General features: G+C 73.4%; 31 protein-coding genes and 1 riboswitch. Of the genes, 14 read left to right on the top strand and 17 right to left on the bottom strand.

Annotated features, from left to right (window positions below):
* Positions 1-74: 74 nt before the first annotated feature.
* The 5 genes from mug to NFU81_RS29435 form a co-directional block, all read right to left on the bottom strand.
* Positions 75-629 (bottom strand): G/U mismatch-specific DNA glycosylase, encoded by a 555-nt coding sequence (gene mug, locus NFU81_RS29455; protein ID WP_251496809.1) that lies wholly within the window; start codon positions 627-629, stop codon positions 75-77.
* A complete protein-coding gene (gene purB, locus NFU81_RS29450) occupies positions 626-2,059 on the bottom strand; it encodes an adenylosuccinate lyase (RefSeq protein WP_251496357.1) in 1,434 nt (477 codons plus the stop codon). The genes mug and purB overlap by 4 nt, the downstream gene beginning before the upstream one ends.
* 231 nt (positions 2,060-2,290) lie before the next feature.
* Positions 2,291-2,596: a hypothetical protein gene (locus tag NFU81_RS29445; protein WP_251496354.1), complete on the bottom strand. Its 306-nt coding sequence runs from the start codon at positions 2,594-2,596 to the stop codon at positions 2,291-2,293.
* A 25-nt stretch (positions 2,597-2,621) separates the two neighbouring features.
* A complete protein-coding gene (locus NFU81_RS29440; protein ID WP_251496352.1) occupies positions 2,622-3,404 on the bottom strand; it encodes an SGNH/GDSL hydrolase family protein in 783 nt (260 codons plus the stop codon).
* A 48-nt stretch (positions 3,405-3,452) separates the two neighbouring features.
* A complete protein-coding gene (locus NFU81_RS29435; protein ID WP_251496349.1) occupies positions 3,453-4,280 on the bottom strand; it encodes a helix-turn-helix transcriptional regulator in 828 nt (275 codons plus the stop codon).
* A gap of 103 nt (positions 4,281-4,383) precedes the next feature.
* On the opposite strand from NFU81_RS29435, the gene NFU81_RS29430 reads away from it, so the two are divergent.
* Entirely contained in the window at positions 4,384-5,094 is a 711-nt protein-coding gene (locus NFU81_RS29430; protein ID WP_251496346.1) for an SDR family NAD(P)-dependent oxidoreductase, read from the top strand.
* Between the two features lie 13 nt (positions 5,095-5,107).
* On the opposite strand, the gene NFU81_RS29425 is transcribed toward NFU81_RS29430, so the two are convergent.
* From NFU81_RS29425 to NFU81_RS29415, 3 genes are all read right to left on the bottom strand, one after another.
* Positions 5,108-6,121 carry a hemolysin family protein gene (locus tag NFU81_RS29425; protein ID WP_251496343.1) on the bottom strand — a complete coding sequence of 338 codons (1,014 nt, stop codon included), beginning with the start codon at positions 6,119-6,121 and terminating at the stop codon, positions 5,108-5,110.
* A complete protein-coding gene (locus NFU81_RS29420; RefSeq protein ID WP_251496340.1) occupies positions 6,118-7,449 on the bottom strand; it encodes a hemolysin family protein in 1,332 nt (443 codons plus the stop codon). Before NFU81_RS29420 ends, NFU81_RS29425 begins: the two co-directional genes overlap by 4 nt.
* A 70-nt stretch (positions 7,450-7,519) precedes the next feature.
* Positions 7,520-7,948 (bottom strand): GNAT family N-acetyltransferase, encoded by a 429-nt coding sequence (locus NFU81_RS29415; RefSeq protein WP_251496337.1) that lies wholly within the window; start codon positions 7,946-7,948, stop codon positions 7,520-7,522.
* A gap of 123 nt (positions 7,949-8,071) precedes the next feature.
* Between NFU81_RS29415 and NFU81_RS29410 the strand changes: the two genes are divergently transcribed.
* Positions 8,072-8,311, top strand: coding sequence for an antitoxin (locus NFU81_RS29410; protein WP_205048814.1), 240 nt, complete (start codon positions 8,072-8,074; stop codon positions 8,309-8,311).
* Entirely contained in the window at positions 8,308-8,685 is a 378-nt protein-coding gene (locus NFU81_RS29405; protein WP_251496334.1) for a fic family toxin-antitoxin system, toxin component, read from the top strand. Before NFU81_RS29410 ends, NFU81_RS29405 begins: the two co-directional genes overlap by 4 nt.
* Positions 8,686-8,718: 33 nt before the next feature.
* Here the strand turns inward: NFU81_RS29405 and bioD are convergent, their stop codons facing one another.
* The 3 genes from bioD to bioB all read right to left on the bottom strand — a co-directional run bounded on the left by bioD (position 8,719) and on the right by bioB (position 12,032).
* Complete coding sequence (bioD, locus tag NFU81_RS29400; protein ID WP_251496331.1) at positions 8,719-9,450, bottom strand: dethiobiotin synthase; 732 nt, start codon at positions 9,448-9,450, stop codon at positions 8,719-8,721.
* A 91-nt stretch (positions 9,451-9,541) separates the two neighbouring features.
* Positions 9,542-10,864, bottom strand: coding sequence for an adenosylmethionine--8-amino-7-oxononanoate transaminase (locus tag NFU81_RS29395; protein ID WP_251496328.1), 1,323 nt, complete (start codon positions 10,862-10,864; stop codon positions 9,542-9,544).
* On the bottom strand, positions 10,857-12,032 hold the full coding sequence (gene bioB / locus NFU81_RS29390; protein WP_251496326.1) for a biotin synthase BioB: 1,176 nt from the start codon (positions 12,030-12,032) through the stop codon (positions 10,857-10,859). The genes NFU81_RS29395 and bioB overlap by 8 nt, the downstream gene beginning before the upstream one ends.
* Before the next feature lie 168 nt (positions 12,033-12,200).
* On the opposite strand from bioB, the gene NFU81_RS29385 reads away from it, so the two are divergent.
* On the top strand, positions 12,201-13,367 hold the full coding sequence (locus tag NFU81_RS29385; protein WP_251496324.1) for an 8-amino-7-oxononanoate synthase: 1,167 nt from the start codon (positions 12,201-12,203) through the stop codon (positions 13,365-13,367).
* Between the two features lie 107 nt (positions 13,368-13,474).
* Here the strand turns inward: NFU81_RS29385 and NFU81_RS29380 are convergent, their stop codons facing one another.
* Both NFU81_RS29380 and NFU81_RS29375 read right to left on the bottom strand, forming a co-directional pair.
* Entirely contained in the window at positions 13,475-13,720 is a 246-nt protein-coding gene (locus NFU81_RS29380; RefSeq protein WP_251496322.1) for a DUF397 domain-containing protein, read from the bottom strand.
* Positions 13,717-14,607, bottom strand: a complete 891-nt coding sequence (locus tag NFU81_RS29375) for a helix-turn-helix domain-containing protein (protein WP_251496806.1) — start codon at positions 14,605-14,607, stop codon at positions 13,717-13,719. Before NFU81_RS29375 ends, NFU81_RS29380 begins: the two co-directional genes overlap by 4 nt.
* Before the next feature lie 278 nt (positions 14,608-14,885).
* Between NFU81_RS29375 and NFU81_RS29370 the strand changes: the two genes are divergently transcribed.
* Positions 14,886-15,314 carry an ATP-binding protein gene (locus tag NFU81_RS29370; RefSeq protein ID WP_251496321.1) on the top strand — a complete coding sequence of 143 codons (429 nt, stop codon included), beginning with the start codon at positions 14,886-14,888 and terminating at the stop codon, positions 15,312-15,314.
* A gap of 284 nt (positions 15,315-15,598) precedes the next feature.
* Positions 15,599-16,723, top strand: coding sequence for a DUF1996 domain-containing protein (locus NFU81_RS29365; protein ID WP_422665319.1), 1,125 nt, complete (start codon positions 15,599-15,601; stop codon positions 16,721-16,723).
* Between the two features lie 105 nt (positions 16,724-16,828).
* Here NFU81_RS29365 and NFU81_RS29360 read toward each other — a convergent pair whose 3' ends face one another.
* From NFU81_RS29360 to NFU81_RS29350, 3 genes are all read right to left on the bottom strand, one after another.
* Positions 16,829-17,308, bottom strand: a complete 480-nt coding sequence (locus NFU81_RS29360; protein WP_251496318.1) for a C40 family peptidase — start codon at positions 17,306-17,308, stop codon at positions 16,829-16,831.
* Positions 17,309-17,311: 3 nt separating this feature from the next.
* Positions 17,312-17,515: riboswitch (cyclic di-AMP (ydaO/yuaA leader) on the bottom strand.
* A 340-nt stretch (positions 17,516-17,855) separates the two neighbouring features.
* Positions 17,856-18,170, bottom strand: a complete 315-nt coding sequence (locus tag NFU81_RS29355; protein WP_251496316.1) for a hypothetical protein — start codon at positions 18,168-18,170, stop codon at positions 17,856-17,858.
* 6 nt (positions 18,171-18,176) lie between these two features.
* Positions 18,177-18,812 carry an ATP-dependent Clp protease proteolytic subunit gene (locus tag NFU81_RS29350; protein WP_251496313.1) on the bottom strand — a complete coding sequence of 212 codons (636 nt, stop codon included), beginning with the start codon at positions 18,810-18,812 and terminating at the stop codon, positions 18,177-18,179.
* 59 nt (positions 18,813-18,871) lie between these two features.
* On the opposite strand from NFU81_RS29350, the gene NFU81_RS29345 reads away from it, so the two are divergent.
* From NFU81_RS29345 to NFU81_RS29315, 7 genes are all read left to right on the top strand, one after another.
* Entirely contained in the window at positions 18,872-19,162 is a 291-nt protein-coding gene (locus tag NFU81_RS29345) for a type II toxin-antitoxin system Phd/YefM family antitoxin (protein ID WP_251496310.1), read from the top strand.
* A gap of 71 nt (positions 19,163-19,233) precedes the next feature.
* Positions 19,234-19,536: an urease subunit gamma gene (locus NFU81_RS29340; RefSeq protein ID WP_251496307.1), complete on the top strand. Its 303-nt coding sequence runs from the start codon at positions 19,234-19,236 to the stop codon at positions 19,534-19,536.
* A gap of 9 nt (positions 19,537-19,545) precedes the next feature.
* On the top strand, positions 19,546-19,857 hold the full coding sequence (locus NFU81_RS29335; protein ID WP_251496303.1) for an urease subunit beta: 312 nt from the start codon (positions 19,546-19,548) through the stop codon (positions 19,855-19,857).
* A complete protein-coding gene (locus NFU81_RS29330) occupies positions 19,850-21,571 on the top strand; it encodes an urease subunit alpha (protein WP_251496288.1) in 1,722 nt (573 codons plus the stop codon). The genes NFU81_RS29335 and NFU81_RS29330 overlap by 8 nt, the downstream gene beginning before the upstream one ends.
* A gap of 11 nt (positions 21,572-21,582) precedes the next feature.
* Complete coding sequence (locus NFU81_RS29325; RefSeq protein ID WP_251496286.1) at positions 21,583-22,302, top strand: urease accessory protein UreF; 720 nt, start codon at positions 21,583-21,585, stop codon at positions 22,300-22,302.
* A gap of 15 nt (positions 22,303-22,317) precedes the next feature.
* Positions 22,318-23,001, top strand: a complete 684-nt coding sequence (gene ureG / locus NFU81_RS29320; RefSeq protein ID WP_251496282.1) for an urease accessory protein UreG — start codon at positions 22,318-22,320, stop codon at positions 22,999-23,001.
* A complete protein-coding gene (locus tag NFU81_RS29315; RefSeq protein ID WP_251496279.1) occupies positions 22,998-23,732 on the top strand; it encodes an urease accessory protein UreD in 735 nt (244 codons plus the stop codon). Before ureG ends, NFU81_RS29315 begins: the two co-directional genes overlap by 4 nt.
* Here the strand turns inward: NFU81_RS29315 and NFU81_RS29310 are convergent.
* Positions 23,729-24,601 carry a LysR family transcriptional regulator gene (locus NFU81_RS29310; RefSeq protein ID WP_251496276.1) on the bottom strand — a complete coding sequence of 291 codons (873 nt, stop codon included), beginning with the start codon at positions 24,599-24,601 and terminating at the stop codon, positions 23,729-23,731. The genes NFU81_RS29315 and NFU81_RS29310 overlap by 4 nt on opposite strands.
* Before the next feature lie 68 nt (positions 24,602-24,669).
* On the opposite strand from NFU81_RS29310, the gene NFU81_RS29305 reads away from it, so the two are divergent.
* On the top strand, positions 24,670-25,524 hold the full coding sequence (locus NFU81_RS29305; protein ID WP_422665318.1) for a CTP synthase C-terminal region-related (seleno)protein: 855 nt from the start codon (positions 24,670-24,672) through the stop codon (positions 25,522-25,524).
* The last annotated feature ends 39 nt before the right edge of the window (positions 25,525-25,563 follow it).

Below are 25,563 nucleotides of genomic sequence, written 5' to 3'. Positions count from 1 at the left end.
GCGGTCCCGTTACGTTTGTGCGGCATCGCCGCCGGTCCCGCCGGCCGGCCCGCACGGCCCGTGCTGACGGCCCGTCAGCCAGCCTGTTCCGGCAGGTCGAAGGCGGCCGTACGCAGCCGGGCGAACTCCTCGGCCAGCGCCGCGGGCGTCCAGTGCGCGTTCAGCCCGCTGGGGCTGGGCAGCGCCCAGATCCTGGTCGCGCCGAGGGCGCGCGGCTGCGGGCCGACCTGCGCGTGCCGGTCGGCGAAGGCGACCCGATAGGCGGTCACGCCGAGCACAGCGAGCCACGCGGGACGGTGCTCGGCGACCTTCGCCGCCAGCAGCCTGCCGCCCTCGACCAGCTCCTCGGTGCTCAGCTCGTCGGCCCTGGCGGTGGCCCGCGCCGCCACGTTCGTCACCCCGAGCCCAAGCCCCAGCAGCTGCGCCTGCTCGGCCGGCGCGAAGCGCCGCGGGGTGAAGCCCGAGGCGTGCAGCGCCGGCCAGAACCGGTTGCCGGGACGCGCGAAGTGGTGGCCGGTCCAGGCCGACATGAGCCCGGGGTTGATCCCGCAGAACAGCACCCGCAGCCCGCCCGCGAGCAGGTCGTCGAGCGTACGGTCGCGGGCCGCGGCGAGCTGCTCCGGTGTCAGAGGATCGCCCCGGGGCGGTACGCGGCCGCCTGCGGGTGCGCCTTGACGACGTCCTCGATCCGCCGCACCACCTCGGCCACCTGGCCGGCCGCGGCACCGGTGAAGGACAGCCGGTCGGCCATCAGCGCGTCCAGCTGCGCACGGTCCAGCGGGATGCGCTCGTCGGCCGCGAGCCGGTCGAGCAGCTCGTTGCGCTCGGTGCCCTGCTCGCGCATCGCCAGCGCGGACGCCACCGCGTTCTCCTTGATCGCCTCGTGGGCGATCTCCCGGCCGACCCCGGCGCGCACCGCGCCCATCAGCACCTTCGTCGTCGCCAGGAACGGCAGGTAGCGGTCCAGCTCGCGGGCGACGACCGCGGGGAAGGCGCCGAACTCGTCCAGCACCGTCAGGAACGTCTCAAGCAGCCCGTCGAAGGCGAAGAAGGCGTCGGGCAGCGCGACCCTGCGCACCACCGAGCACGACACGTCGCCCTCGTTCCACTGGTCGCCGGACAGCTCGCCGGTCATCGAGGCGTAGCCGCGCAGGATCACCATCAGCCCGTTGACCCGCTCGCAGGACCGGGTGTTCATCTTGTGCGGCATCGCGGACGAGCCGACCTGGCCCGGCTTGAAGCCCTCGGTGACCAGCTCGTGCCCGGCCATCAGCCGGATGGTCTTCGCCAGCGACGACGGCGCCGCCGCCAGCTGCACCAGCGCGGTCACCACGTCGTAGTCCAGCGAGCGCGGATAGACCTGGCCGACCGAGGTGAAGGCCCGCGAGAAGCCCAGGTGCGCGGCGATCCGCTGCTCCAGCTCCGCGAGCTTGGCGCTGTCGCCGCCCAGCAGGTCCAGCATGTCCTGCGCGGTGCCGACCGGGCCCTTGATGCCGCGCAGCGGGTAGCGGCCCAGCAGGTCCTCGACCCGCTCGTAGGCGACCAGCAGCTCGTCCGCCGCGGTCGCGAACCGCTTGCCCAAGGTGGTGGCCTGCGCCGCGACGTTGTGCGAGCGCCCCGCCATCACCAGCTCGGCGTACTGCCCCGCCAGCTGCCCGAGCCGGGCCAGCACCGCCACCGTGCGGTCCCGCACGTGGTCGAGGGACAGCCGGATCTGCAGCTGCTCGACGTTCTCGGTCAGGTCGCGGGACGTCATGCCCTTGTGGATCTGCTCGTGCCCGGCGAGGGCGTTGAACTCCTCGATCCTGGCCTTCACGTCGTGCCGGGTGACCTTCTCGCGCTCGGCGATCGAAGCCAGGTCGACCTGTTCGAGCACCCGCTCGTAGTCGGCCACGGCCTGCTCCGGCACCTCGATCCCGAGGTCCTTCTGCGCCCGCAGCACCGCCAGCCACAGCCGGCGTTCCAGCACCACCTTCTGCTCGGGGGACCACAGGGCGGCCAGCTCCGTGGAGGCATAGCGGCCGGCGAGGACGTTCGGGATACGCGGCTTGGCTGTCACGTGTGCAGATTCTACTGGTCGCGGCGGTGCGGCCGGTCCCGCGGCGGGCCGCCGGGCGGCGGCCCCGTCAGCCGCGGGCCTCGTCGGGCACCGGCTCGGGCGCGTACGGCAGCAGCTGCGGGCGCTTGGCGGGGCGGCCGTCGCCCGAGGAATGACCAGAAAGGGGAGGCGCTCACTCCCGCTGGCCGCGCTGTGCATGGTCGGCGCCCAGCGGCGCTTTCGCCTGCGCCCTCACACGTCAGTCAGGCCGTCCACGATGGCTCCAAGCCGCTGCCGGTCGAACGCGCTGAGGAAGGGGTACAAGGCCCCGCAGTCGAGGCAGGCACGCGCGATGTCGGCTTCAACTGTCTGCCGACGCCTGAAGATGCCCGGACGGGCGAACCTGAGCCGCAGCCGGTCCTTCACCTGCACCCCGGAGACCAGCTTCCCGACGGGGCTCAAACGCTCGGAACCGCATATCCCACATCGCATGCTGGAACGATAGCTCTCCGGCTCTTGGGCTTTCAGCACCATGCGGCGGGCAATCAGCCCGCGCATCGGCGGCCGGTGAGTCACCGTGGGATCACTCCAGATACGGCTCCAGTGCCGGACGTTTGGGTGCGCGGCCGTCGCCCGAGGAGCGGCCGGTCAGCCGGCGGCCGATCCACGGCAGCAGGTGGCGGCGGGTGAAGCGCAGGTCGGCGCCGCGCCGGGTGGCCCAGCCCGGGCGTACCGCGGGCGGCAGCGAGAGCGTCCAGTCGGCCTGCGCGGGCAGGCCGAGCGCCTGCCAGACGGCCTCGGCGACCCGCTCGTGCCCCTCCGCGGTCAGGTGCAGCCGGTCGTCGGCCCACATCCGCTGGTCGCCGAGCACCTCGGCGCCGTAGAGGTCGACGACGACCGCGCCGTGCCGGGCCGCCAGGTCGTCGACGAACGCGAACAGCTGCTCCATGCGCGGCAGGAACCGGGTGGCGACCGGGCCGCGGCGGGCCGGGCTGCGCATCAGCACCAGCTGCCGGCAGGACGGCGCGAGCCGCTCCACCGCGCTCTCCAGGTGCCCGCACACCACGTCCACGTCGCAGCCGGGCCGCAGCACGTCGTTGAGCCCGCCGACCAGCGTGACCAGGTCCGCGCCCATGGCGGCCGCGGTGTCCACCTGGTCGTCGGCGATCTGCCGGATCAGCTTGCCGCGCACGGCGAGGTTCGCGTACCGGAAGCCCTCGTCCGCGGGGCGCGGCAGGGCGGCCAGCCGTGCGGCGAGCAGGTCGGCCCATCCGCGGTAGCTGCCGTCGGGCAGCAGGTCCGACATGCCTTCGGTGAAGGAGTCGCCGACGGCGACGAAACTGGTGTAGGTGAGATCGTTCTCCATCGCCAGAAGATCCTAGCCGCAGCCCCGCGCCCGCCGGGCGCGCACCGGTCAGCCGATCGTCTGGGTGCCGAGCACGCCGAGCAGCGCGAGGCGTTCGGCGTCCTCGGTGCCGGGCTCCGCGGTGTAGACCATGATCCGCAGATCGCTGCCCGCGACGCTGAGCAGGTCGCAGTCCAGGGTCAGCAGGCCCAGCTGGGGGTGGTCGATGGTCTTGTGCGACCCGTCGTGCTCGTCCACCGCGCGGGACTCCCACAGCTGCGCGAAGTGCTCGCTGCCGGCCCGCAGCTCCGCGATCAGCCGGCGCAGCCGCTGGTCGGCCGGATAGCGGGCGGCGGTCGCCCGCAGCCCGGCGACCTGCGAGACGTGCAGCGAGGCCAGCGACTCGGGTGTGTGCACCGTACGTGCGGTCGAGCCGAGGAAGGTGCGCCACACCGCGTTGCGCTCCTTGCCGTGGAGCTCGCCCATCAGCGCCGTCCACAGCGGGTTGGCCAGCAGCAGCGTCCAGGACGCGTCGGAGACCGCGACCGGCGTCCCCGACAGCCGGTCGAGCAGCCGCTGCACGCTCGCCGGGATGAACGCCGGCACCGTGCCGCGGCCCGGCGGCACGAGCCCGGCGGCGTGGAAGAGCTGCTCGCGCTCGCCTCCCGACAGCCGCAGCGCCCGCCCCAGCGCCTCCACGACCTGCTCGGAGGGGTTCGCGGACCGGCCCTGTTCCAGCCGGGTGATGTAGTCGACCGAGATCCCGGCGAGCAGCGCCAGTTCCTCGCGTCGCAGCCCCGCCGCGCGCCGGTGGCCGCCGACCGTCAGCCCGGCCGTCTCGGGGGACACCCGGTCGCGCCAGCGCCGCAGCAGATGCCCGAATTCCGTGGTCGCCATGACACCCACTCTCGCACCGCGGCAGCACGGACGTCCTGGTACTGCCGGTCCCAGGAAGCCCAGGGGCATGGCCGCCAGGGCACCGCCGCCGCACCCTGGAGGCATGACAACGACACTGATCACCGGAGCGAACAAGGGCCTCGGGTACGAGACCGCCCGCCGGCTCGTCGCCGCGGGCCACACCGTCTGGATCGGCAGCAGGGACGCCGAACGCGGCAGGCTGGCCGCCGAGCGGCTGGGCGCGCGGGCCGTCCGGCTCGACGTCACCGATGACGCGTCCGTCGCGGCCGCGGTGAAGGCGGTCGAGGCGGACGGCGGCCTGGACGTCCTGGTGAACAACGCCGGCGTCCAGCACGAGATGGACCGGGACGGCACCGTCGTCGGAGCCGCCGACCTGACCGCCGACATCATGCGCGCCACGTTCGAGACGAACGTCTTCGGCACGGTCCGCGTGACGCACGCCTTCCTGCCGCTGCTGCGGCGCTCCGCCGCGCCCGTGGTGGTCAACGTCAGCAGCGGCCTGGCCTCCCTCGCGACGCTCTCCGCGCCCGGCACCCACGCGTACGACTACCCGGGCGTGGCCTACCCGGCGTCCAAGACCGCGGTCAACATGCTCACCGTGCAGTACGCCAAGGCCTTCCCCGGCTTCCGGGTCAACGCGGTCGAGCCCGGCTTCACCAGGACCGACCTGAACGGCAACACCGGCGTCCAGACCGTCGAGCAGGGCGCCGAGATCATCGTGCGGATGGCCCGGCTCGGTCCCGACGGACCCACCGGCGGCTACGTCACCGCCGAGGGCACCCTGCCCTGGTGACCGCGGACAGGCCCTAGATGCCGGGGCCGACCAGCTGCTTGAGCACGTCCTCCATCGTGACCAGGCCGACCCCGCGGCCCTCCTCGTCCACCACCGCCGCCAGGTGCGCGCTCGCGGCGCGCATCGCGGTCAGGACGTCGTCGAGCGGGGTCGCGGCGCCGACCCGGGTGATGGGGCGCAGCGCGGCCCGGGGGAAGGCGGCCTCCCGCGGCTCGGCGTCCAGCGCGTCCTTCACGTGCAGGTAGCCCAGCACCCGGCCGTCGCCGTCGGCCACCGGGAAGCGCGAGAAGCCCGAGCGCGCCGCCAGCGCCTCCAGCCCCTCGGGGGTGATGCCGAGCGGGGCGCGCACCACCCGGTCGGCCGGCAGCACGATCTCGCCGACCGGGCGGCGGCCCAGCTCCAGCGCGTCCCGCAGCCGCTCGGTGGCCCGCTCGTCCAGCAGCCCCGCCGCCCCCGCGTCCCCCACCATCCGGGCCAGCTCGTCGTCGGAGAAGACCGCCGCCACCTCGGTGCGCGGCTCCACGTGCAGCAGCCGCAGCAGCCCGTTGGCCAGCGCGTTGATCCCGAAGATCACCGGCCGCAACGCCCGGGTGAAGGCCACCAGCGGCGGCCCGAGCAGCAGCGCGGAGCGCACCGGGTCGGCCAGCGCGATGTTCTTCGGCACCATCTCGCCGAACAGCATGTGCAGATACGTCGCCAGCGCCAGCGACACCACGAAGGCGATCACGTGGATCGCGCCGTCCGGCACCCCCGCGCCGTGCAGCACCGGCTCCAGCAGATGCGCGATGGCCGGCTCGGCGACGATGCCGAGCACCAGGGTGCATGCGGTGATGCCCAGCTGGGCGGCGGCCAGCAGCGGCGCCAGGTGCTCCAGGCCCCACAGCACCCTGCCCGCCCGCTTGTCGCCCGCCTCGGCGCCCGACTCGACCTGGCCGCGCCGCACCGAGATCATCGCGAACTCGGCGCCGACGAAGAAGGCGTTCACCACCAGGGTGAGCAGCCCGACGACCAGCTGGACCACGGTCATACGTACGGCCCCTGCCGCCCGTCCGGCGGCGACACCAGCCGCACCCGTGCCGCCCGGTGCCCCGCGTCGTCCACGACCTCGATCAGCCAGCCCGCGAGCCGTACGGCGTCTCCGCGTACCGGGATGCGGCCGAGCCGCGCCGCGACCAGGCCGGCCAGCGTCTCGTACGGCCCGTCCGGCACCTGCAGGCCGATCCGCCGCAGCTGGTCCTCGGTACGGGTCGCGCCGTCCGCGTCGTAGACCCGCCGGCCGTCCGCCTCCTCGCGGACGAAGAGCAGGTCGGGCAGCTGCTGCGGGTCGTGCTCGTCGGTGACCTCGCCGACCACCTCCTCGACGATGTCCTCCACCGTCGCCACACCGGCCGTACCGCCGTACTCGTCGATGACCACCGCCATCGAACGGGACTCCGACAACCGGTCCAGCAGCCGGTCCACGGTCAGCGACTCGGGCACCAGCAGGGCGTCCCGCAGCAGCTCGGTGACCTGCGTGCGCGGCCTGCGGCCGGCCGGCACCGCCAGGACGTCCTTGATGTGCACCGTGCCGATCACCGCGTCGAGGGTGCCGCGGTAGACAGGGAAGCGGGACAGGCCGGTCGCCCGGGTGGCGTTCGCGACGTCCGCGGCGGTCGCCTGTGCCTCCAGCGCGGTGACCTGGACCCGCGGCGTCATCACGTTCTCCGCGGTCAGGTCGGCCAGGCTCAGCGTCCTGACGAACAGCTCCGCGGTGTCCGGCTCCAGCGCCCCGGCCTTCGCCGAGTGCCGGGCCAGCGCCCCCAGCTCCTGCGGGCCGCGGGCCGACGCCAGCTCCTCGGCCGGTTCGAGGCCCATCCGGCGCAGCACCCGGTTGGCGGTGTTGTTCAGATGGTGGATCAGCGGCCCGAACGCCGTGGTGAAGGCGCGCTGCGGCGCCGCGACGGCCTTGACGACCGGCAGCGGCCGGGAGATCGCCCAGTTCTTCGGCACCAGCTCGCCCACCACCATCAGCACGACCGTGGACAGCGCCGTGCCCAGCACCAGTGCCAGCGACGACGCCGTGGAGCCCGGTACCCCGGCCGAGCGCAGCGGCCCGCGCAGCAGCTCGGCGATCGAACCGCGGGCCAGCATGCCGATGACCAGCCCGGTCACCGTGATGCCCAGCTGCGCCCCCGACAGCTGCACCATCAGCGACCGCACCCCTGCCAGTGCCGCGGCCGCGCCCCGCTCACCGCGCTGCACCGCCCGCTCCAGCTCGCCGCGCTCGATGGTGGTCAGCGAGAACTCCGCCGCGACGAAGACACCGCAGGCGAGACTCAGGAGCAGGGCCACGAGCAGGAGCAGCGCTTCGGTCATCGGACACCTCGGTCCCATGATCGGTCAGCCGCCGCCCGCCCGCACCCCGCCTGCAGCGCGCGACGCCCCGTCAGGCGCGGCGCAGCGGCTTCGTCCAGCGCCGCCAGTGCGGCTCGGGGGCGTAGCCCGCGGCCCGCCAGGCGTGGTGGGCGCTCTCGTTGCGCTCCAGCACCATCGCGTCGCCGCGTCGCCCGCCCAGCGCGGCGAACCGCTCCTCCGCCGCGTCCAGCAGCACCCGCGCGACGCCCTGGCGGCGGGCGTCGGGATGCACGGCCAGCCGGTACAGGTGGCACCGCCAGCCGTCGAAACCGGCGATCACCGTGCCCACCAGCACGCCGTCCCGCTCGGCGAGCAGCAGCGCGCCCGAGTCGGTGCCGACCAACCGGGCGAAGCCGGCCTCGTCGTCGCTGATGCTGGTGCCCTCGGCGGCCACCCGCCAGAAGGCCAGGACGGTCGCGGCGTCGGCGGCGCCCGCGGCCCTGATACGTGGAGCGGTCATGCCCGCCATCCCACCACCGGCCCGCTGCCCGGAGCCCGTAATTCCGCGATACGAGACGGCCGGCCGCCGTACGTCCGACCGGCACCCTTGCCGCTACTAGCGGATCAGCGCTAGCTTGGTTTCATGGCCAAGACCCAGTTGAACGTGCGGGTGGACGAAGCCACCGCCGAGACCGCGCGGGAACGCGCCTCGCAGCGCGGCATCAGTGTGAACCGCTACATCGAGGAACTGGTCCAGCGGGACGAGGGCGAGAACGGCCGGGCCTTCGTGCAGGCAGCCGCCGACTTCATGCGCCAGTACGAGGAGGTCTTCGCCGAGGAATTCGGCACCCGCGAGGAAAACCGGGGTGAAGGCACCCGTTGAGCCTGCGCATCGACCTGGCCTGGCTGCTCATGGTCGCCGAGCACAACACCCCCGGCGACCCCCAGGTCACCGACTGGGGTGCGCTGGTGGCCGCGGTCGGCCGGCACGACGCCGAGATATTCGGCCTGCCCGTCTACCCCGACGACCACACCCGGGCCGCGGCCCTGCTCCAGCTGCTGCTGCACATCCCCGCCCTGGAACGCTCCAACGCGCTCTTCGCCGCCGCCGTCGCCTACGCCTACCTGGTCGCCGGCGGGCTGCACGTCACCACCACACCGGAACAGGTCCGCGACCTGGCCCGGCTGGTGAAGGACGGTTCGGTGAGCGTCCACCGCATCGCAGACGAGCTGCGCGCCTGGACCGTCACCGTCTGACCCGCGGCCCCCGCCGACCCGCGCGGTCCGGCTCTAGTGCTTGTACGCCGGCGGTGCGTACGCCTGCGTGAAGGCCTCCGCGTCCCAGGTGCCGCCCAGTTGCGGCGCCAGCCAGTCCGGCGCCGCGGTCCGGAAGGCGGTGGGGGACAGGCCCGCCACCGACTGGGGCAGCGCGCCCAGCAGCGGCGCTCCCACGACCGCGGGCAGGTCGGTGACGTTGCAGCACTCGGCCAGGTCCGGGTCGCCGCGCCAGCTGCCGAAGATCACCCCGGCGCAGCTGAGTTTCCGGCTGCTCAGCGCCTCGGCGGTCAGCGCCGACGCGTTGAGCGTGCCGAGCCCCGGCTGCGCCACCAGCAGCACCCTGGCCCGCAGCATCGCGGCCGCGTCCGCCAGCGTCGAGCCCTGCGCGTCGTAGCGCACCAGCAGCCCGCCCGCGCCCTCCACCAGCACCACGTCGTGGACCGCGGCGAGCTTCGCGGCGGCCTCGGCGATCTCGTCGGGACCCACGGCGGGCAGCCCGGACCGCGCGGCCGCGGTGGCCGGCGCCAGCGGCTCGGGGTAGCGGGCCAGCTCCACCGCCGTCACCGCACCCGCCAGCCGCGCCACCTCGGCCGCGTCCCCCGGCTCGCCCTCGGCGACCCCGGTCTGCGCGGGCTTGAGCACCGCCACGCTCAGCCCCTGCGCCAGGGACGCGGCAGCCACCGCGGCGGTCGCCATCGTCTTGCCGACCTCGGTGCCCGTACCGGTGATGACCACGATGGCCATGGGTGTCGCTCCGTTCCTCGTCGTCGTGCCTGCCCCCCTGCCCTGGCCGCCGCGCACGGCGCCCCGGGAACCCTGCCCAACCGTGCCGCGCTCACGCCGCCAGCGCGGCATCCCTGACGCCCGCGCAGATCCGCGCCACGTCCTCGTCCGCGGTCACATACGGCGGCATCGTGTAGACCAGGTCGCGGAAGGGCCGCAGCCACACCCCGGCCCGTACCGCGGCCGCGGTCGCCGCCGCCATGTCCACCGGGTGGTCGAGCTGGACCACCCCGATCGCGCCCAGCACCCGCACGTCGCGCACCCCCGGCAGCCCGGCGACCTCCGCCAGGCCGTCCCGCAGGCCCGCCTCGATCCGCTTGACCTGCTGCGCCCAGTCCTGGCCGAGCAGCACGTCGAGCGAGGCGTTGGCGACGGCCGCGGCCAGCGGGTTGCCCATGAACGTCGGGCCGTGCGCCAGCACCGGCACCTCGCCGCGGGAGATCCCCTCGGCGACCCGGCCGGTGCACAGCGCCGCCGCCATCGTCAGATACCCGCCCGTCAGCGCCTTGCCCACGCACATCACATCCGGGCTGACCCCGGCGTGCCCGGCCGCGAACAGCTCGCCGGTACGCCCGAAGCCGGTGGCGATCTCGTCGAAGACCAGCAGCACGTCGTGCTCGTCGCAGGCCTCCCGCAGCACCCGCAGGTAGCCGGGGGAGTGGAAGGCCATCCCGCCCGCGCCCTGCACCACCGGCTCCACGATCACCGCCGCCAGCTCGGCGGCGTGGCGGCCGATCAGCTCCCGCAGATGCTCCGCGTACCCCGGGTCCGGCTCGGCGTCGAAGCCGGGCGGCGGCGCGTCGGCGAAGACCTGCTCGGGCAGCACCCCCGACCACAGCTGGTGCATGCCGCCCTCGGGGTCGCACACCGACATCGGCTGCCAGGTGTCGCCGTGGTAGCCGCCGCGCCAGGTCAGCAGCCGCCGCTTGGCCGGCCGGCCCAGCGAACGCCAGTACTGCAGGCACATCTTGACCGCGACCTCGACCGACACCGAACCGGAGTCCGCGAGGAAGACGTGCTGCAGCGGCTCCGGCGTGATCTCCACCAGCCGCGCCGCCAGCCGTACCGCCGGCTCGTGCGTCAGCCCGCCGAACATCACATGGCTCATCCGGCCCAGCTGGTCGCGCACCGCCGCGTCCAGCACCGGGTGGCGGTAGCCGTGGATCGCCGACCACCACGACGACATCCCGTCGACCAGCTCGCTGCGCCCGTGTGCGGGCGCGGCCAGCCGCAGCCGCACGCCCGACGCCGAGGCGACGACCAGCGGCTCCTGGCGACCGGGCATCGGGCCGTAGGGATGCCAGACGTGCTGCCGGTCGAGGTTGAGCAGCGCCTCGGGCGGCAGCGGGGAAAGCGCCGGGTAGTGCTCAGGCATTGGGCGGCAGATCCGTCCCCGCGCCGCGGCGGCGTACCGCCACCAGATCCGTCCGCGCGGCCGGCACGGCGGGCTCCGCGGCGGTGTCGTGGCAGCCGCCCGCGTCGCCCTCGCCGCAGCCGCCGCTCCCGCAACCGGCCTCGTGCGTACCGCACACACCGGCCGAACGGTGCTCGGGCAGCGTCACGGTGTCCGCGCCCTCCACCTCGAAGCCCGCGTCCGCGATCATGTCGAGGTCGGCCTGGCCCGCCTGGCCCTCGCTGGTCAGGTAGTCGCCCAGGAAGATCGAGTTGGCCAGGTGCAGTGCCAGCGGCTGCATCGTGCGCAGGTGCACCTCGCGCCCGCCGGCCAGCCGCACCTCCACGTCCGGGCAGACGAACCTGACCATCGCCAGGATGCGCAGGCACCGCTGCGGGGTCAGGTTCCACTGCTCGGCCAGCGGGGTGCCCTCGAAGGGGATCAGGAAGTTCACCGGCACCGAGTCCGGGTCCAGCTCGCGCAGCCCGAACACCACGTCGACCAGGTCCTCGTCGCTCTCGCCCATGCCCGCGATCAGCCCCGAGCACGCCGAGAGCCCGGCCGCCTGGGCCTGCTGCACGGTATCCACCCGATCGGCGTACGTGTGGGTGGTCGTGATGGACCCGTAGGTCCCCTCCGAGGTGTTCAGGTTGTGGTTGTACGCGTCCGCGCCCGCGGCCCGCAGCCGGTCGGCCTGGCCGCCGGACAGCAGGCCCAGGCAGGCGCACACCTCGACGTCCTCGTTCTGGTCCTTGATCGCCGCGATGGTCTGCGAGACCCGGTCCACGTCCCGGTCGGTCGGGCCGCGCCCGCTGGCCACCAGGCAGACCCGCTTGGCACCGCCGGCCACCCCCGCGCTCGCCGCGGCGGCGGCCTCCTCGGGCTTGAGCCAGGTGTACTTCAGAATCCCGGCCTGCGAGCCGAGCCGCTGCGAGCAGTACGAGCAGTCCTCGGGACACAGCCCGGACTTGAGGTTGACCAGGTAGTTCAGCTTCACCCTGTGGCCGAACCACTGGCGGCGCACGCGCCCCGCAGCGGCCACCACATCCAGCAGGTCATCGTCGGAGGTCGCCAGCACGGCCAGCGCCTCTTCACGGCTGGGCAGCTCGCGTCGCAGCCCCTTGTCCACCAGTGCGGTCAGCAGATCCATGGGGGGATCCTCGCGTATCGGACGGCCCGCGGCCAATGACGGACCGCACAACAGCGGTGGCCCGTGGTGTGTGCATCACCACACCCTGTGCACGGTTGAGGGCCAGTACGTTGCAGGTGGACGCGGTCGGCCAAGGCCAGCCGACCGCCACGACCCCCGGGGACCGCAGTGAACAGCACACCGACCGCCGCGCCGCACAGCCCCTTCGGCTGGATCGAGGAGCAGACCGCCGCACGCGCCGCCGCGGGGCTGCACCGCGAACTGCGCCCCCGGCCCGCGCAGTCGCCGCTGCTGGACCTGGCGGGCAACGACTACCTCGGCCTGAGCCGCCACCCCGAGGTCACCAGGGCCGGCGCCGACGCGTGCCTGCACTGGGGCGCCGGGGCCACCGGCTCCCGGCTGGTCACCGGCAGCACCGCGCTGCACGCGGAACTCGAAGCGGAGATCGCCGACTTCACCGGCTTCGACGCCGCGCTGGTCCTGGCCTCCGGATACGCGGCCAACCTCGCGGCGGTCACCGCGCTCACCGCGCACGGCACCCTGCTGGTCTCCGACGCCGCCAACCACGCCTCGCTGATCGACGGCTGCCGGCTGTCCAGGGCACGCACCGAGGTCGTGCCGCACGCCGACCCCGACGCCGTACGCAAAGCGCTCGCCGGGCACACCGGACGGGCCGTCGTCGTCAGCGACTCGGTCTTCTCGGTCGACGGCGACGCCGCACCGCTCGCCGAACTCGCCGCCGCCGCACGCGAGAACGGCGCAGCCCTCCTGGTCGACGACGCCCACGGCCTCGGCGTCCTCGGCGACGGCGGCCGCGGCGCCGTCCACGCGGCGGGCCTGGCGGGGGCGCCCGACGTGGTGTGCACCGCGACCCTGTCGAAGGCACTGGGCGCGCAGGGCGGTGTCGTGCTCGGCCCGGCGGCCGTCATCGACCACCTCGTCAACGCAGCCCGCACCTTCATCTTCGACACCGGCCTCGCCCCGGCCGCCGCGGGCGCCGCCCTCGGCGCGCTGCGGCTGCTGCGCCGCGAGCCCGAGAGGGCCGGCCGCGCCCTCGCCGCCGCCCGCACCTTCCACCGGCTGCTCACCGCGGCCGGCCTCGACGCGACTGCGCCCGACGCCTGCGTCGTCTCGGTCCGCGCACCTTCGCCATCCGCGGCCGTCGAGTGGGCCGCCGCCTGCCGCTCGGCAGGCCTGTCCGTCGGCTGCTTCCGCCCCCCGTCCGTGCCCGACGGCGTCTCGCGGCTGCGCCTGACGGCCAACGCGGGCCTGACCGACGAGCAGATCGCCACGGCGGTGTCCACGGTCGTCGCGACCGCGCCCCCGGGAGCCTGACAGCTCGCCCTCCGCAGGAGAGGGCGAGCTGTCAGGTGTGCCAGGAACGACCGGCCCGCCACCGGGAGAAGGTCGGCAGACATCCTCCGGGGACGGGCGGGAAGGCCCTAGGAGGCGCTGAGGCCTTCGTCCGCGAGGGCGCGGACGAAGGCCCCCCACACCCCAGGTGGGAAGAGCAGGGCGGGCCCCGTGACGTCCTTGGAGTCGCGGACCGCGACCTCTCCCGAGGGCAACACCCCCGCCTCGACACAGTTGTTCGCCGCCGTGCTGTGGCTGCTGCGCCGCCAGGCGACGCCCGCGAGCGTCGCACTGTTGGAAACATGCCCGAAGGGCGACGGGGACAGCGCGGTCATGATGTGTGTGCCTCCTTGGTGGGCCGCGGCGTCCGCGAGAACTCGGAACCGATTCCAGCGATCATCGCAGCCGATTCCGCACAGGGAAGCGCGCGATCACGCAATCGGGCGAACGCGGCGGCGTAAGCGGTGATGTCCTCTTTCCGATCGACACAGAGACTACTCGTCAGATGGTCGAGAACAACCACATCCAGATCAGCGATGCGCGGAAAGGAGAAGATAACGAAAGAGCCGGTCACCCCTATGTGCCCGCCCGCGGCAAATGGCAGCACATGCAGGGACACATGCGGCAGCTCCGCCGCCTCCACCAGCCGCCGCAGCTGACCCGCCATCACCTCGGGGCCGCCGACCTCGCGCCGCAGCACCGCCTCGTCGAGCACCGCGGTCAGTTCGAGCGGCGGGTCCTGCTGCAGCACCGCCTGCCGGGCGATCCGCACATCGACCAGCGCCGCCACCTCGCGTGAGCCGAGCTGCGGCATGACGTCCGCGGTCAGCGCATGCGCGTACGCCGGGGTCTGCAGCAGCCCGGGAACGACGCTGGTCTCCATCGACCTGGCCCGGGTCGCCCCGGTCTCCAGGCTGATGAAGTCGCGGTACTCCACCGGCAGGACCTCCCGGAAGTCGTGCCACCAGCCCCGCTGGTGGCCGTACCCGGCGAGCGTGCGCAGCAGCTCGCGGACGTCGCGGTCGCGAACGGCGTAGATGTCCAGCAGCAGGTTGACGTCCTCGGCTCGTACGCTGCTGTGGCCGGTCTCGATCCGGCTGACCTTCGACTGGTGCCACCCGGCGAGGTCCGCGGCCTCGCCGCTGGTCAGTCCCGCCAGGTCGCGCAATCGCCGCAGCTCCGCGCCGAGTCTGCGCCGGCGTACTGCCGGCACTCTTTCCATCGTCTCTCGCGCCTCCTCGGTATGCGGCATGCCGCCCAGCACGCCGCCCTATTCACCCGATACGACAGTCTGCCGACCAAATGCGTTCTCACGTAGCAGAGTTCACCGTTTTGAGCGACAGATATATGCAGACACCTGTGGAACGTCCGTATTGGCGGCACGATGAGTGTCATTCTGGCGCGAACCCGACGTGAGCGAGGCGGCCCAATTCTCGGGCGCCCCGCTGCGGCGCAGGTGCGCACCGGAGCCAGGTCACGGCGGGAAAGGGAAGCGTCGCCATGGCAGATCTTCAGGAAGCATCCATCACCCTGCCGAGCGACCCCGCGTCGGTGACGACGGCCAGGCGCTACGTGTGCGGTCTGCTGGCCGACTGGGGGCTGCCCGCCGAGTCCCCGGCCGTCGACGCCGTACGCCTGATCGTCTCGGAGCTGGCCACCAACGCAGTGCTGCACACCTCGGGGCTGTCGCCGACCTTCACCGTCGACGTGCGCCTCGAACGCTCCGAGCAGCTGCACATCGGGGTCACCGACAGCCACCCGCGCTGGCCCCGGCAGGAGGCCGCGGCCGTGCAGGAGGACAACGGACGGGGGATGGTGATCGTCCGTCACCTCGCTGCGGAGTCCGGCGGCAGCCTCCAGGTCACCCCGACCGACGACGGGGGCAAGACCGTGTGGATCATGCTGCCGTGGGCGGTTCCGGTCGGCTGAACCGCCGGAGGGACGGCCGAGTGCCGGGCCGCACGCGGAAACCGGAAGCCTTCACAGAATCCTCACCAATGGAACGCCGCCCAGGTGAGCGGGTGTTCGGGCCGCGAGAGCCCGTGGTGGGGCTGTTTGTGTCCCTTCATCAACTGTTGACACATCCGTAGTGCGGGCGGAACATTCCGAGGCCGGGAGAGCGCTCTCCCGACTCCCGGATCGCCGAAACCGCGTATTCCGGGCATATGGGCTGTCATGCCCATAACATCCCCCCTGCGCACAAGGAGGTTTCCATGCCACGGAGGCCGAGAAAGATCCCCGGGCTGCTCGTCGCCCTCGCGCTGGTCACGGTCGGCGGCGGCGCGCTGCTGACCGCGAACGCGGCGGCGAGCACGCCGACCGCGTCACCGGCCGGCTCGTCGGCTGCCGCGTCCCACGGCTCGCCCGCCGGCAACGCGATGGCGGAGATGCCGGGTATGGCGGTGTCGAACCAGACCTCGGGCGACGACCCGGACGGCGACGGCTACATCATGGCCAACCCGCCGGTGACCGGGGTGACTCCGTCGACGTACGACCCGCCGCACGCGTACTTCCACGAGTTCCAGGCCAAGTGCGCGCCCGACCACACCGCCCCTGACGACCCGATCGTGTACCCGGGCCAGCCGGGCAAGTCCCACGACCACACCTTCATGGGCAACACCAGCACGAACGGCAACTCCACGACGGCGTCGCTGGAGGCGGCAGGCGGCACCGCGTGTCTGGCGCCCGGGGACAAGTCGGCGTACTGGATGCCCTCGCTGTTCAAGGGCGACCAGAAGATCCTGCCGATCGGGCCGCAGACGATCTACTACAAGTCGTCGGTCAACGACTACACCTCGGTGCGGCCCTTCCCCAAGGGGCTGCGGTTCGTGGTGGGCAGCCCGATGCAGACCCAGGACGAGTTCAAGAACCTCAAGGGCACGGTCGAGGGCTGGGAGTGCGGCACCAGTTACCACAACTGGAACTTCCCGGCGTCCTGCCCTAGCACCCAGGACACGCAGCTGAACATCCGTCTGCAGGCCCCCAGTTGCTGGGACGGCATCCACCTGGACACTCCTGACCACAAGAGCCACATGGCCTATCCGGTCGCGTGGGGCGCCAACCAGAACGTCTGCCCGGCCGACCACCCGGTCGCCCTGCCGATGATCGAGTTCAAGATGGCCTGGCCGGTCAACGGCGACATGTCGCAGGTGCACCTGGCCAGCGGCGCGGGCTACTCCTTCCACTACGACTTCTTCGCCGACTGGGACACCGCGACCCAGTCCGCGATGGTCGCCCACTGCATCAACGGCGGCCTGCAGTGCGACGGCCACGGCTACGACGAGTCCCAGCCGGGCAAGGGTGCCGTCCTCGACAGCAACTACCAGCTCATCCACTGACCCGTCCGGACATGCTCTCCCGGGCGGGTTTTCCCCACCCTTCCGGGAGAGCGCTCTCCAAGGTCATCGCTCGTACGGGCCGCACGTCCGGTGCGCCGGCGGCGGCTATACCCGTCCGTACCACACGCTGCTGGTCCAGATGCGCTCCAGCCGGACCCGCGCGCCGGTCTTGGGAGCGTGCCAGATCCGGCCGCCGCCCGCGTAGATCCCGACGTGGTAGACCGACGAGCCGGAAGAACCGGAGTGGAAGAACACCAGGTCGCCCACCCGGCGCGCGGACGCCGCGATGTGCCTGGTGCTGCCGTACTGCGCCACAGCGGTGCGCGGAAGCTTCTTGCCGGCCTGGCTGAACGAGTACAGCGTCAGGCCCGAGCAGTCGAAGCGGCTGGGGCCCGTGGCGCCCCACTGGTAGGGCGAGCCCTGCTTGGAGGCCGCCACCCCGAGGGCCTTCACGGCCAGCGTGGCGGCTCCCGCCTGCTGTGCGGCGCCCGGCAGCAGCGCGGGGACGGCGACCGCTGCGGCGGTGAGCACGGACGCGGCCCCGAATCGGGACAGCCGTGCGGACAGTGCGATAGGCGCGGTCATGCGCAACCCTTCGTCGTCAGCCTGCGAAGGATGACCTGTCGGGTTCGAGCAGGCGAAGATGCCCGGCCGCATGCAGCGGCTTCACCCCAAGAGGCGGCCCTTCGTGCTCAGGGCGGCCGCCTCGTCGTGCCTGGGTCCTCCGCTCCCGCCGTTGCGCTCGTGTCGACCTGGCATCCGCACGCCGGCGGGATTCGGCGTCCGTGCGGACCGCCCCGCCACGGCGGCGGGGGCTTGTCGTCACCACGGATCGTGACGCACGCCGCGCGCCGGCACCGGGCGGGAAACGCCCGTTGTGACCTTCATCACAGTGCGTCCTTCCGGGTGGCGGCGCTCCGCCGTCCGGGTGGTCCTTCCGTTCGGCGGCCCGTGTGACCTGCGGGCTTGTCGGCTGTCGGCAAACGGGCGCGCAACCGCGCCGCCCTCCCGCGCCGGGTTGCCGATCCGCCAATGGGCTGAGCCGATGTTCGGCCGAATCGGGGGCGGCCGCGCCGCACGGTGACGATCGCGGCCGCCGTCCCGGCCTTGCCGCCGCACCCGCCCGGTTCGCTCAGTCCGCGGCCCCACCCGCCTCCGGCGGCACGGCGGCGAGCGACGACCGGCGTTCGCCGTCGAGCACCCGCAGCGCCCGCCCCAGGGTGGCGTGGTGCAGATCCGTCTCGCCGCGCAGATGCATCACCGTCAGCGCCTCGCGCAGCGCGACCGCCCTGCCCACCAGCGCCTGGGCGGCCCGCAGTGCCCCGTACGTGTCGGTGGTGCGCGACGGGTTGATCCGGCCGAGCAGGTCAACGACCTCCAGGTAGCAGTCGATCAGCTCGCCCTCCGAGCGGGTCAGCGCCGGCAGCGGCGGCAGTTCCGGCACCACGGTGCCTCACCGCAGTCCGTAGGCGGGGCCGTTGGTCTTGCGGCTGGTGGTCAGCCGGTCCACCAGCCCGTAGGCGACCGCGGATTCGGCGTCGAAGACCTTGTCGCGCTCGATGTCGGTACGGACGCGGTCGATCTCCTGCCCGGTGTGGCGGGCCAGCAGCGTCTCCAACATCTCGCGGGTGCGCAGCAGTTCGTTGGCCTGGATCTCCAGGTCCGACACGTCGCCCTGCACCACGTCGCCCAGTGACGGCTGGTGGATCAGGACGCGCGCGCCCGGGGTGATCATGCGCTTGCCCGGCGTGCCCGCCGCCAGCAGCACCGCGGCGGCCGACGCCGCCTGCCCGATGCACACGGTCGCGACGTCGCAGGTGACGAACTGCATCGTGTCGTAGATCGCGGTCATGGCGGAGAAGGAGCCGCCGGGGGAGTTGACGTACAGGTGGATGTCCTGTTCCGGGGAAGCGCTCTCCAAGTGGATGAGCTGGGCCATCACGTCGTTGGCCGAGGTGTCGTCGATCGGGGTGCCCAGGAAGACGATCCGCTCCTGGAGCAGCTTGGAGTACGGGTCCATGGTGCGGATGCCGTTGCTGCTGCGCTCGGTGAACTCCGGCAGCACGTAGCGGGCGGTGGGTCGGAACATGGCAAGCACCTCCATGCGTTCAAAATGTACAGGACGTACATCTCGTTATGATGGGGAGCATGACCCATGACGTCCCGGTGACACAAGCGCGGGCAGAGCTTGCCGACCTCATCAACCGCGTGGTCTACGGCGGTGAACAGGTGGTGCTGACCCGGCACGGCAAGCCGCTCGTCGCCCTCGTCTCCGCCGCTGACCTGCAACGACTGCGCCAGCTCGACGAGCAGCCGGAGGAGCAGGTGATCAGTACGGTGTCCACCGTCGGCTCCCGGGCGTCCGCCACGGGCGAACGCCGCAGGTTCGGCATCGCCGCCGAGCACCGCGGACCCGACACGGGCGACCGGCGACCGTAACAGCCGTTAACGCGGGCGAAACTCCGCCGAACTAATCTCACGGGCCTGGCCAGAGACTGTGAGGTGCGGCTGTGCGGTTGACCCCCCACGAGCAGGAACGCCTGCTCATCCATGTCGCGGCGGACGTGGCCGACCGGCGGCGCGCCCGCGGCCTGCGGCTCAACCACCCCGAGGCCGTCGCGCTGATCACCGCGCACATCCTGGAGGGCGCCCGCGACGGACGCAGCGTCGCCGAACTCATGGAGTCCGGCCGCAGCGTCCTGACCCGCGACGACGTCATGGACGGCATCCCGGAGATGGTCCACGACGTCCAGGTCGAGGCGACCTTCCCCGACGGCACCAAGCTCGTCACCGTGCACGAGCCGATCGTCTGAGGGGGCGTCGTGATTCCCGGAGAAATTGTCCACGCCGACGCGCCGGTCGTACTCAACACCGGCCGCCCGGTGACCCGGCTCGCGGTGGTCAACACCGCCGACCGCCCGGTCCAGGTCGGCTCCCACTACCACTTCGCCGAGGCCAACCCCGGCCTGAGCTTCGACCGCGCCGCCGCCCGCGGCCTGCGGCTGAACATCGCGGCGGGCACCGCCGTACGCTTCGAGCCGGGCATCCCCGCCGAGGTCGAACTGGTGCCGATCGCCGGCGCCCGGGTGGTCGCGGGCCTGCGCGGCGAGACCGGGGGAGCGCTCGATGGCTGAACTGCCCCGCCCCGTCTACGCCGACCTCTACGGCCCCACCACCGGCGACCGTATCCGGCTCGCCGACACCGACCTGCTCGTCGAGGTCGAGCGCGACCTCGCGGGCGGTCCTGGAAATGCCGGCGACGAAGCCGTCTTCGGCGGCGGCAAGGTCATCCGCGAGTCCATGGGCCAGGGCCGCGCCACCCGCGCCGAGGGGGCGCCCGACACGGTGATCACCGGGGCGGTCGTCCTGGACCACTGGGGCGTCGTCAAGGCCGACGTCGGCCTGCGGGACGGCCGCATCACCGCGCTGGGCAAGGCCGGCAACCCGGAGACCATGGACGGCGTCCACCCGGACCTGGTCATCGGCCCGGAGACCGAGATCATCGCGGGCAACGGCAGGATCCTCACCGCGGGCACCGTCGACGCCCACGTCCACTTCATCTCGCCGACCCTGATGGACGAGGCCCTCGCCTCCGGCGTGACCACGGTGCTCGGCGGCGGCACGGGACCCGCGGAGGGCACAAAGGCCACCACTATCACCCCGGGCAGCTGGCACCTGGCGCGGATGTTCGCGGCCCTGGAGGCGTATCCGGTCAACGTCGGGCTGCTCGGCAAGGGCAACACCGTCAACCCGGAAGCTCTGCACGCCCAACTGCGGGCCGGAGCCGTCGGCTTCAAGATCCACGAGGACTGGGGCGCGACCCCGGCCGCGATCGACGCCTGCCTCGCGGTCTGCGAGCGGACCGGGGCGCAACTCGCGCTGCACACCGACACGTTGAACGAAGCCGGCTTCGTCGAGGACACCCTCGCCGCCATCGCGGGGCGCGGCATCCACGCCTACCACACCGAGGGCGCCGGCGGCGGCCACGCCCCCGACATCATCAGCGTCGTCTCGCACTCCAACGTGCTGCCGTCGTCCACCAACCCGACCCGGCCGCACACCGTCAACACCGTCGAGGAGCACCTCGACATGCTGATGGTCTGCCACCACCTCAACCCCGCGGTGCCGGAGGACCTCGCCTTCGCCGAGTCCCGGATCCGCCCGTCCACCATCGCGGCCGAGGACGTCCTGCACGACCTCGGCGCGATCAGCATCATCAGCTCCGACTCGCAGGCCATGGGCAGGATCGGCGAGATCGCGCTGCGCACCTGGCAGACCGCGCACGTCATGAAGCGCCGCCGCGGAGCGCTGCCCGGCGACGGCGCCGCCGACAACCACCGGGCGCGGCGGTACGTGGCCAAATACACCATCAACCCGGCGGTCGCCCAGGGCCTCGACCACGAGATCGGCTCGGTCGAGCCGGGCAAGCTCGCCGACCTCGTGCTGTGGGACCCGGCCTTCTTCGGCGTCAAGCCGCAACTGGTCCTCAAGGGCGGCCAGATCGCCTACGCGCAGATGGGCGACGCGAACGCGTCCATCCCGACCCCGCAACCCGTGCTGCCCCGGCCGATGTTCGGCGGCGTCGGCGCCGCCCCAGCCGGGAACTCGGTCAACTTCACCAGCCAGGCGGCACTCGACGACGGCCTGGCGGAACGCCTGGGCCTGGGCAAGCGCTTCACGGCCGCGGGCGACACCCGGGCGGTCACCAAGGCCGACATGCGGGAGAACTCGGCACTGCCGGAGGTCAGGGTCGACCCCGACACCTTCACGGTACGGATCGACGGCGAGGTCGTGGAGCCCGCGCCCGCCGCCGAACTTCCCATGGCCCAGCGGTACTTCCTCTTCTGAGGCCGGAGACGATGACGACCACCGCCGAAGCCGCCCAAGCCGCAGGGTCCGGCGCCGGTGCGCTCTCCGCGCTGCTGCTGCTGTCCGACGGGCGCTTCCCAGCAGGCGGCCACGCGCACTCCGGCGGCGCGGAGGCGGCGGTCGCCGACGGGCGGATCCGCGACGCGGCCGGCCTCGCGGACTTCTGCCGCGGCCGGCTGCACACCACAGGACTGGTCGCCGCCGCACTGGCCGCGGCGACGACCGCTGGACTCGACCCGCTCGTGCTCGACGACGCCGCGGACGCCCGTACGCCCTCGCTCGCGCTGCGCACCGTCTCCCGGCGACTCGGCCGCCAGCTGATGCGGGCCGCCCGCGCCACCTGGCCCGGCGCCGACCTGGACGCGCTCGCCGCGGCCCGGCCGCGCGGCGCCCACCAGCCCGTCGTCCTCGGCGTGACCGCGCGGGCCGCGGGCCTGCGCCCGCTGGACGCCGCCCACGCGGCCGCGTACGAATCCGCCGCGGGACCGGCCACCGCCGCGGTCCGGCTGCTCAGCCTGGACCCCTTCCACGCCGCCGCCGTCCTGGCCCGGCTCGCCCCGCAGATCGACACCACCGCCCGCGCCGCCGCCGAAGCCGCCGGCCGCGCCCTCACCCACGGCCCCACCGCCCTGCCCGCCGCCTCCGCGCCCCTGCTCGACATCGGCGCGGAGCACCACGCGGCCTGGCCGGTACGGCTGTTCGCCTCATGACCGACGGAGCCCGACATGCACCGTGACCACCCCGAGGTCTTCCCCGAGCGCTACGCCCACTCCTCCGCCGCGGTCGGCCCCGACGGCCGCCGCCGCGCCCTGCGGATCGGCCTCGGCGGCCCCGTCGGATCAGGCAAGACCGCCACGGTCGCCGCGCTGTGCCGCAGCCTGCGCGACCGGCTCGCCATCGGCGTGGTCACCAACGACATCTACACCCGCGAGGACGCCGAGTTCCTGCTGCGCAACGCCGTGCTGCCGCCCGAGCGGATCGTCGGCGTCGAGACCGGCGCGTGCCCGCACACCGCGATCCGCGACGACATCTCGGCGAACCTCGAAGCCGTCGAGGACCTGGAGGAGGCGGTGGGACCGCTCGACCTGGTGCTCGTCGAGTCCGGCGGCGACAACCTCACCGCGACCTTCTCCAAGGGCCTGGTGGACGCGCAGATCTTCGTGATCGACGTGGCCGGCGGCGACGACATCCCCCGCAAGGGCGGCCCCGGGGTCACCACCGCGGACCTGCTGGTCGTCAACAAGACCGACCTGGCCCCGCACGTCGGCGCCGACCTGGACCGGATGGCGCGCGACGCCGCCGCCCAACGGGGCGCGCTGCCGGTGGTCTTCACTTCCGTCGCCCGCGGCGACGGGATCGCGCCCGTCGCGGCGTGGATCGGCGAGCGGCTGGCGGCCTGGACCGCATGACGGTCACCTCCACGGCCCGGATCGGCGCGGTACGCGACCGGTCCGGCGGTACGGCGCTGCCGGTGCTCGCCGGCGCGGGCGCCCTCGCCCTGCGCAGGACCCGCGCGTCCCGCGGCGGTGAGGCCCGGGTCACCGTGGTCGGCGCGATGAGCGCGCCGCTCGGCGGCGACCGGCTGCGTATCGACGTGGACGTCGCCGCCGGGGCGCGGCTGACCGTCGACTCGGCCGCCGCGACCGTCTCGCTGCCCGACCACGAGGGCCGGCCGGCCTTCTACGACGTGCGGCTGACGGTCGGTGAGGGCGCGGAGCTGCGCTGGCTGCCGGAGCCGGTGATCGCCGCCGGGGGCAGCGACCTGCGGATGACCACCCGGGTGCGGCTGGCCGCGGGGGCGAGGCTGGTGCTGCGCGAGGAGCTGGTGCTCGGGCGGCACGGCGAGGCCCCCGGGCACCTCACGACCCGGCTCACCGTCGACCACGACGGGCGTACGCTGCTCGACCAGGCGCTGGCCTTCGGCCCCGGTGCCGCGCCGGGCTGGGACGGCCCCGCCGTCCTCGGCGGGCACCGCACCCTCGGCCAGCTCCTGCTCGTCCCGCCGCCCGACCTTCCCGCCGACCTCGACCTGCCGCCGCTCAGCTCCCTCACCCCGCTCGCCGCCGGCCCCGCGCTCCTGCTGACCTCCACCGCCCCGCGCCCCGCCTTCACCTCGACGGCAGCCGCCCTGGCTCGTTAGGGCGCATCCGCAAAAGCCCCGGCCAGCAGCGTGACGGCGGCGCCCGCGACGGCGCCGTGGACCAGTTCCACGCGGTGGACGAGGTGCGGTGCGGCCAGCGGTACGGCCGCGGGACCCGCTGCGGAGCGCGGCAGGACGGCGAGGCCGTGCCCGGCCCGCACCAGTTCGTGGAGCACCCGCGCGTCGCCGCCCGTGTAGGGCACCCCCACCGGATACGCCCCCGGCAGCGCCGCCCGCAGGTCGGCGAGCGGCACCGCGGCGCCCGGCGCGTCGAGCCACAGCGCGTCGGTGAGGTCGGCCAGGCGCAGCCCGTCCCGGCCGGCGAGCGGGTGCCTGGGCGGCAGCAGGACCGCCAGCGGCTCCTCGCCCGCCCCGGCCACCGTCAGCCCCTCGGCCTGCGGCAGCCGCAGCGGGTCGGTCGGCGCCACCGCCCCGTCCACCAGGGCGGCGTCGACCTCGCCGGCGACCACCGCGGGAACGGCGGCGGCCCGCTCCAGCCCCCGCACCGCCACCTCCGCCCGCGGCATCGCGCCCCGAAGCCGCGCGAGCGCCCGCCCGGCCCGCGGCCCGAACGCGCAGCCGCTCGTACCCACCACCAGACGTACCACCGGCGTACGCGCCACCCGCAGGACGTCGGCGCGGGCCGCCGCGAGCCGGGTGAGCAGGAGACCCGCGTGCTCCATCAGCCGGGCGCCCGCTTCGGTGGGGGCGACCGGGCGGCGGCCGAGCAGCGCCACCCCGAGGTCCGCCTCCAGCGCGGCGACCTGCTGCGAGACCGCCGACTGGGTGTAGCCCAGCTCCTGGGCCGCGGCGGAGAAGGACCCCAGCCGGGCGACCGCGGTGAACGTACGCAGCAGATGGGGATCCATGGCCATCAGTATCACTGATGCGGGAAGCAGCATGAATCGTTGGACGTGATGTCGCCTCCAGGCCCACGATGAGCGCCATGACACCGGACTCCCGTACCGCCCGCGCCCCTGAGGCAACCGCCCGTATCGCCCTGGTCGGCGACCGCAGCCCGTCCGTCCGGTCGCACCAGCGCGTGCCCGGCCTGCTCGACGCGCTCAGGCGCCGGCACGCCCTGCCCGTCGAGGCGTACTGGATCCCCACCGAGGACGCGCAGTCGCCCGGCGCCGTCCGCGGCTTCGACGCCGTGTGGCTGCTGCCGGGCAGCCCGTACCGCAGCGAGGCGGGCGCGCTGACCGCGGTGCGCACCGCCCGCGAGAACGCCATCCCCTTCCTCGGCACCTGCGGCGGCTTCCAGCACGCGCTGCTGGAGTTCGCCCGCAACGTGTGCGGCCTGACCACCGCCCGGCACGCCGAGAACGACCCGCGCACCCCTGAGGAGGCCGGCGACCTGCTGATCGGCCCGCTGGCCTGCTCCCTGGTCGGCCACGAGGGCCGGCTGACCACCGTCCCCGGCAGCCGCGCGGAGCAGCTGCTCGGCAGCCGGGAGAGCGTCGAGCGCTTCCACTGCGCCTACGGACCCGTCCCCGCGCTGCTGCCGCGACTGGCCGAGTCGGGCCTGCGCTTCACCGGCCACGACAGCGAGGGGGCGCCCAGGATCGCCGAGCTGCCCGGCCACCCCTTCTACCTGGCCACGCTCTTCCAGCCGGAGCTGGCAGGCGACGGCACCGACCCGCATCCGTTCCTCACCGCGCTCGCCGAGGCCGCCGTCACCCATGCGGCGCAGGCCAACGCGCAGGCGAAATCACGCTTTGATGAAGAATCACCCGGGCGGCCTGTTCACAGCGGCCACACAGGGGAAAGGATTCGCACCTCATCACTGTGAAAACCGTGGTCACAAGCCACGGTCCAGAGGGGGAGGTTC

This window comes from Actinacidiphila cocklensis (assembly GCF_907177275.1).
GTDB lineage: Bacteria > Actinomycetota > Actinomycetes > Streptomycetales > Streptomycetaceae > Actinacidiphila > Actinacidiphila cocklensis.
This window is presented reverse-complemented; position numbering and strand designations above follow the sequence as displayed.

Coding starts and splice junctions, on each gene's coding strand:
- NFU81_RS29370 (WP_251496321.1), top strand. CDS start 14,886: ATGGCAGATCTTCAGGAAGCATCCATCACCCTGCCGAGCGACCCCGCG.
- NFU81_RS29360 (WP_251496318.1), bottom strand. CDS start 17,308: ATGACCGCGCCTATCGCACTGTCCGCACGGCTGTCCCGATTCGGGGCC.
- NFU81_RS29325 (WP_251496286.1), top strand. CDS start 21,583: ATGACGACCACCGCCGAAGCCGCCCAAGCCGCAGGGTCCGGCGCCGGT.
- NFU81_RS29445 (WP_251496354.1), bottom strand. CDS start 2,596: ATGCGCGGGCTGATTGCCCGCCGCATGGTGCTGAAAGCCCAAGAGCCG.
- NFU81_RS29375 (WP_251496806.1), bottom strand. CDS start 14,607: ATGGAAAGAGTGCCGGCAGTACGCCGGCGCAGACTCGGCGCGGAGCTG.
- NFU81_RS29350 (WP_251496313.1), bottom strand. CDS start 18,812: ATGTTCCGACCCACCGCCCGCTACGTGCTGCCGGAGTTCACCGAGCGC.
- NFU81_RS29365 (WP_422665319.1), top strand. CDS start 15,599: ATGCCACGGAGGCCGAGAAAGATCCCCGGGCTGCTCGTCGCCCTCGCG.
- NFU81_RS29425 (WP_251496343.1), bottom strand. CDS start 6,121: ATGACCGTGGTCCAGCTGGTCGTCGGGCTGCTCACCCTGGTGGTGAAC.
- NFU81_RS29430 (WP_251496346.1), top strand. CDS start 4,384: ATGACAACGACACTGATCACCGGAGCGAACAAGGGCCTCGGGTACGAG.
- bioB (WP_251496326.1), bottom strand. CDS start 12,032: ATGGATCTGCTGACCGCACTGGTGGACAAGGGGCTGCGACGCGAGCTG.
- NFU81_RS29440 (WP_251496352.1), bottom strand. CDS start 3,404: ATGGAGAACGATCTCACCTACACCAGTTTCGTCGCCGTCGGCGACTCC.
- ureG (WP_251496282.1), top strand. CDS start 22,318: ATGCACCGTGACCACCCCGAGGTCTTCCCCGAGCGCTACGCCCACTCC.
- NFU81_RS29330 (WP_251496288.1), top strand. CDS start 19,850: ATGGCTGAACTGCCCCGCCCCGTCTACGCCGACCTCTACGGCCCCACC.
- NFU81_RS29420 (WP_251496340.1), bottom strand. CDS start 7,449: ATGACCGAAGCGCTGCTCCTGCTCGTGGCCCTGCTCCTGAGTCTCGCC.
- NFU81_RS29415 (WP_251496337.1), bottom strand. CDS start 7,948: ATGACCGCTCCACGTATCAGGGCCGCGGGCGCCGCCGACGCCGCGACC.
- NFU81_RS29345 (WP_251496310.1), top strand. CDS start 18,872: ATGACCCATGACGTCCCGGTGACACAAGCGCGGGCAGAGCTTGCCGAC.
- NFU81_RS29410 (WP_205048814.1), top strand. CDS start 8,072: ATGGCCAAGACCCAGTTGAACGTGCGGGTGGACGAAGCCACCGCCGAG.
- NFU81_RS29310 (WP_251496276.1), bottom strand. CDS start 24,601: ATGGATCCCCATCTGCTGCGTACGTTCACCGCGGTCGCCCGGCTGGGG.
- NFU81_RS29395 (WP_251496328.1), bottom strand. CDS start 10,864: ATGCCTGAGCACTACCCGGCGCTTTCCCCGCTGCCGCCCGAGGCGCTG.
- bioD (WP_251496331.1), bottom strand. CDS start 9,450: ATGGCCATCGTGGTCATCACCGGTACGGGCACCGAGGTCGGCAAGACG.
- NFU81_RS29315 (WP_251496279.1), top strand. CDS start 22,998: ATGACGGTCACCTCCACGGCCCGGATCGGCGCGGTACGCGACCGGTCC.
- NFU81_RS29305 (WP_422665318.1), top strand. CDS start 24,670: ATGAGCGCCATGACACCGGACTCCCGTACCGCCCGCGCCCCTGAGGCA.
- NFU81_RS29435 (WP_251496349.1), bottom strand. CDS start 4,280: ATGGCGACCACGGAATTCGGGCATCTGCTGCGGCGCTGGCGCGACCGG.
- NFU81_RS29380 (WP_251496322.1), bottom strand. CDS start 13,720: ATGACCGCGCTGTCCCCGTCGCCCTTCGGGCATGTTTCCAACAGTGCG.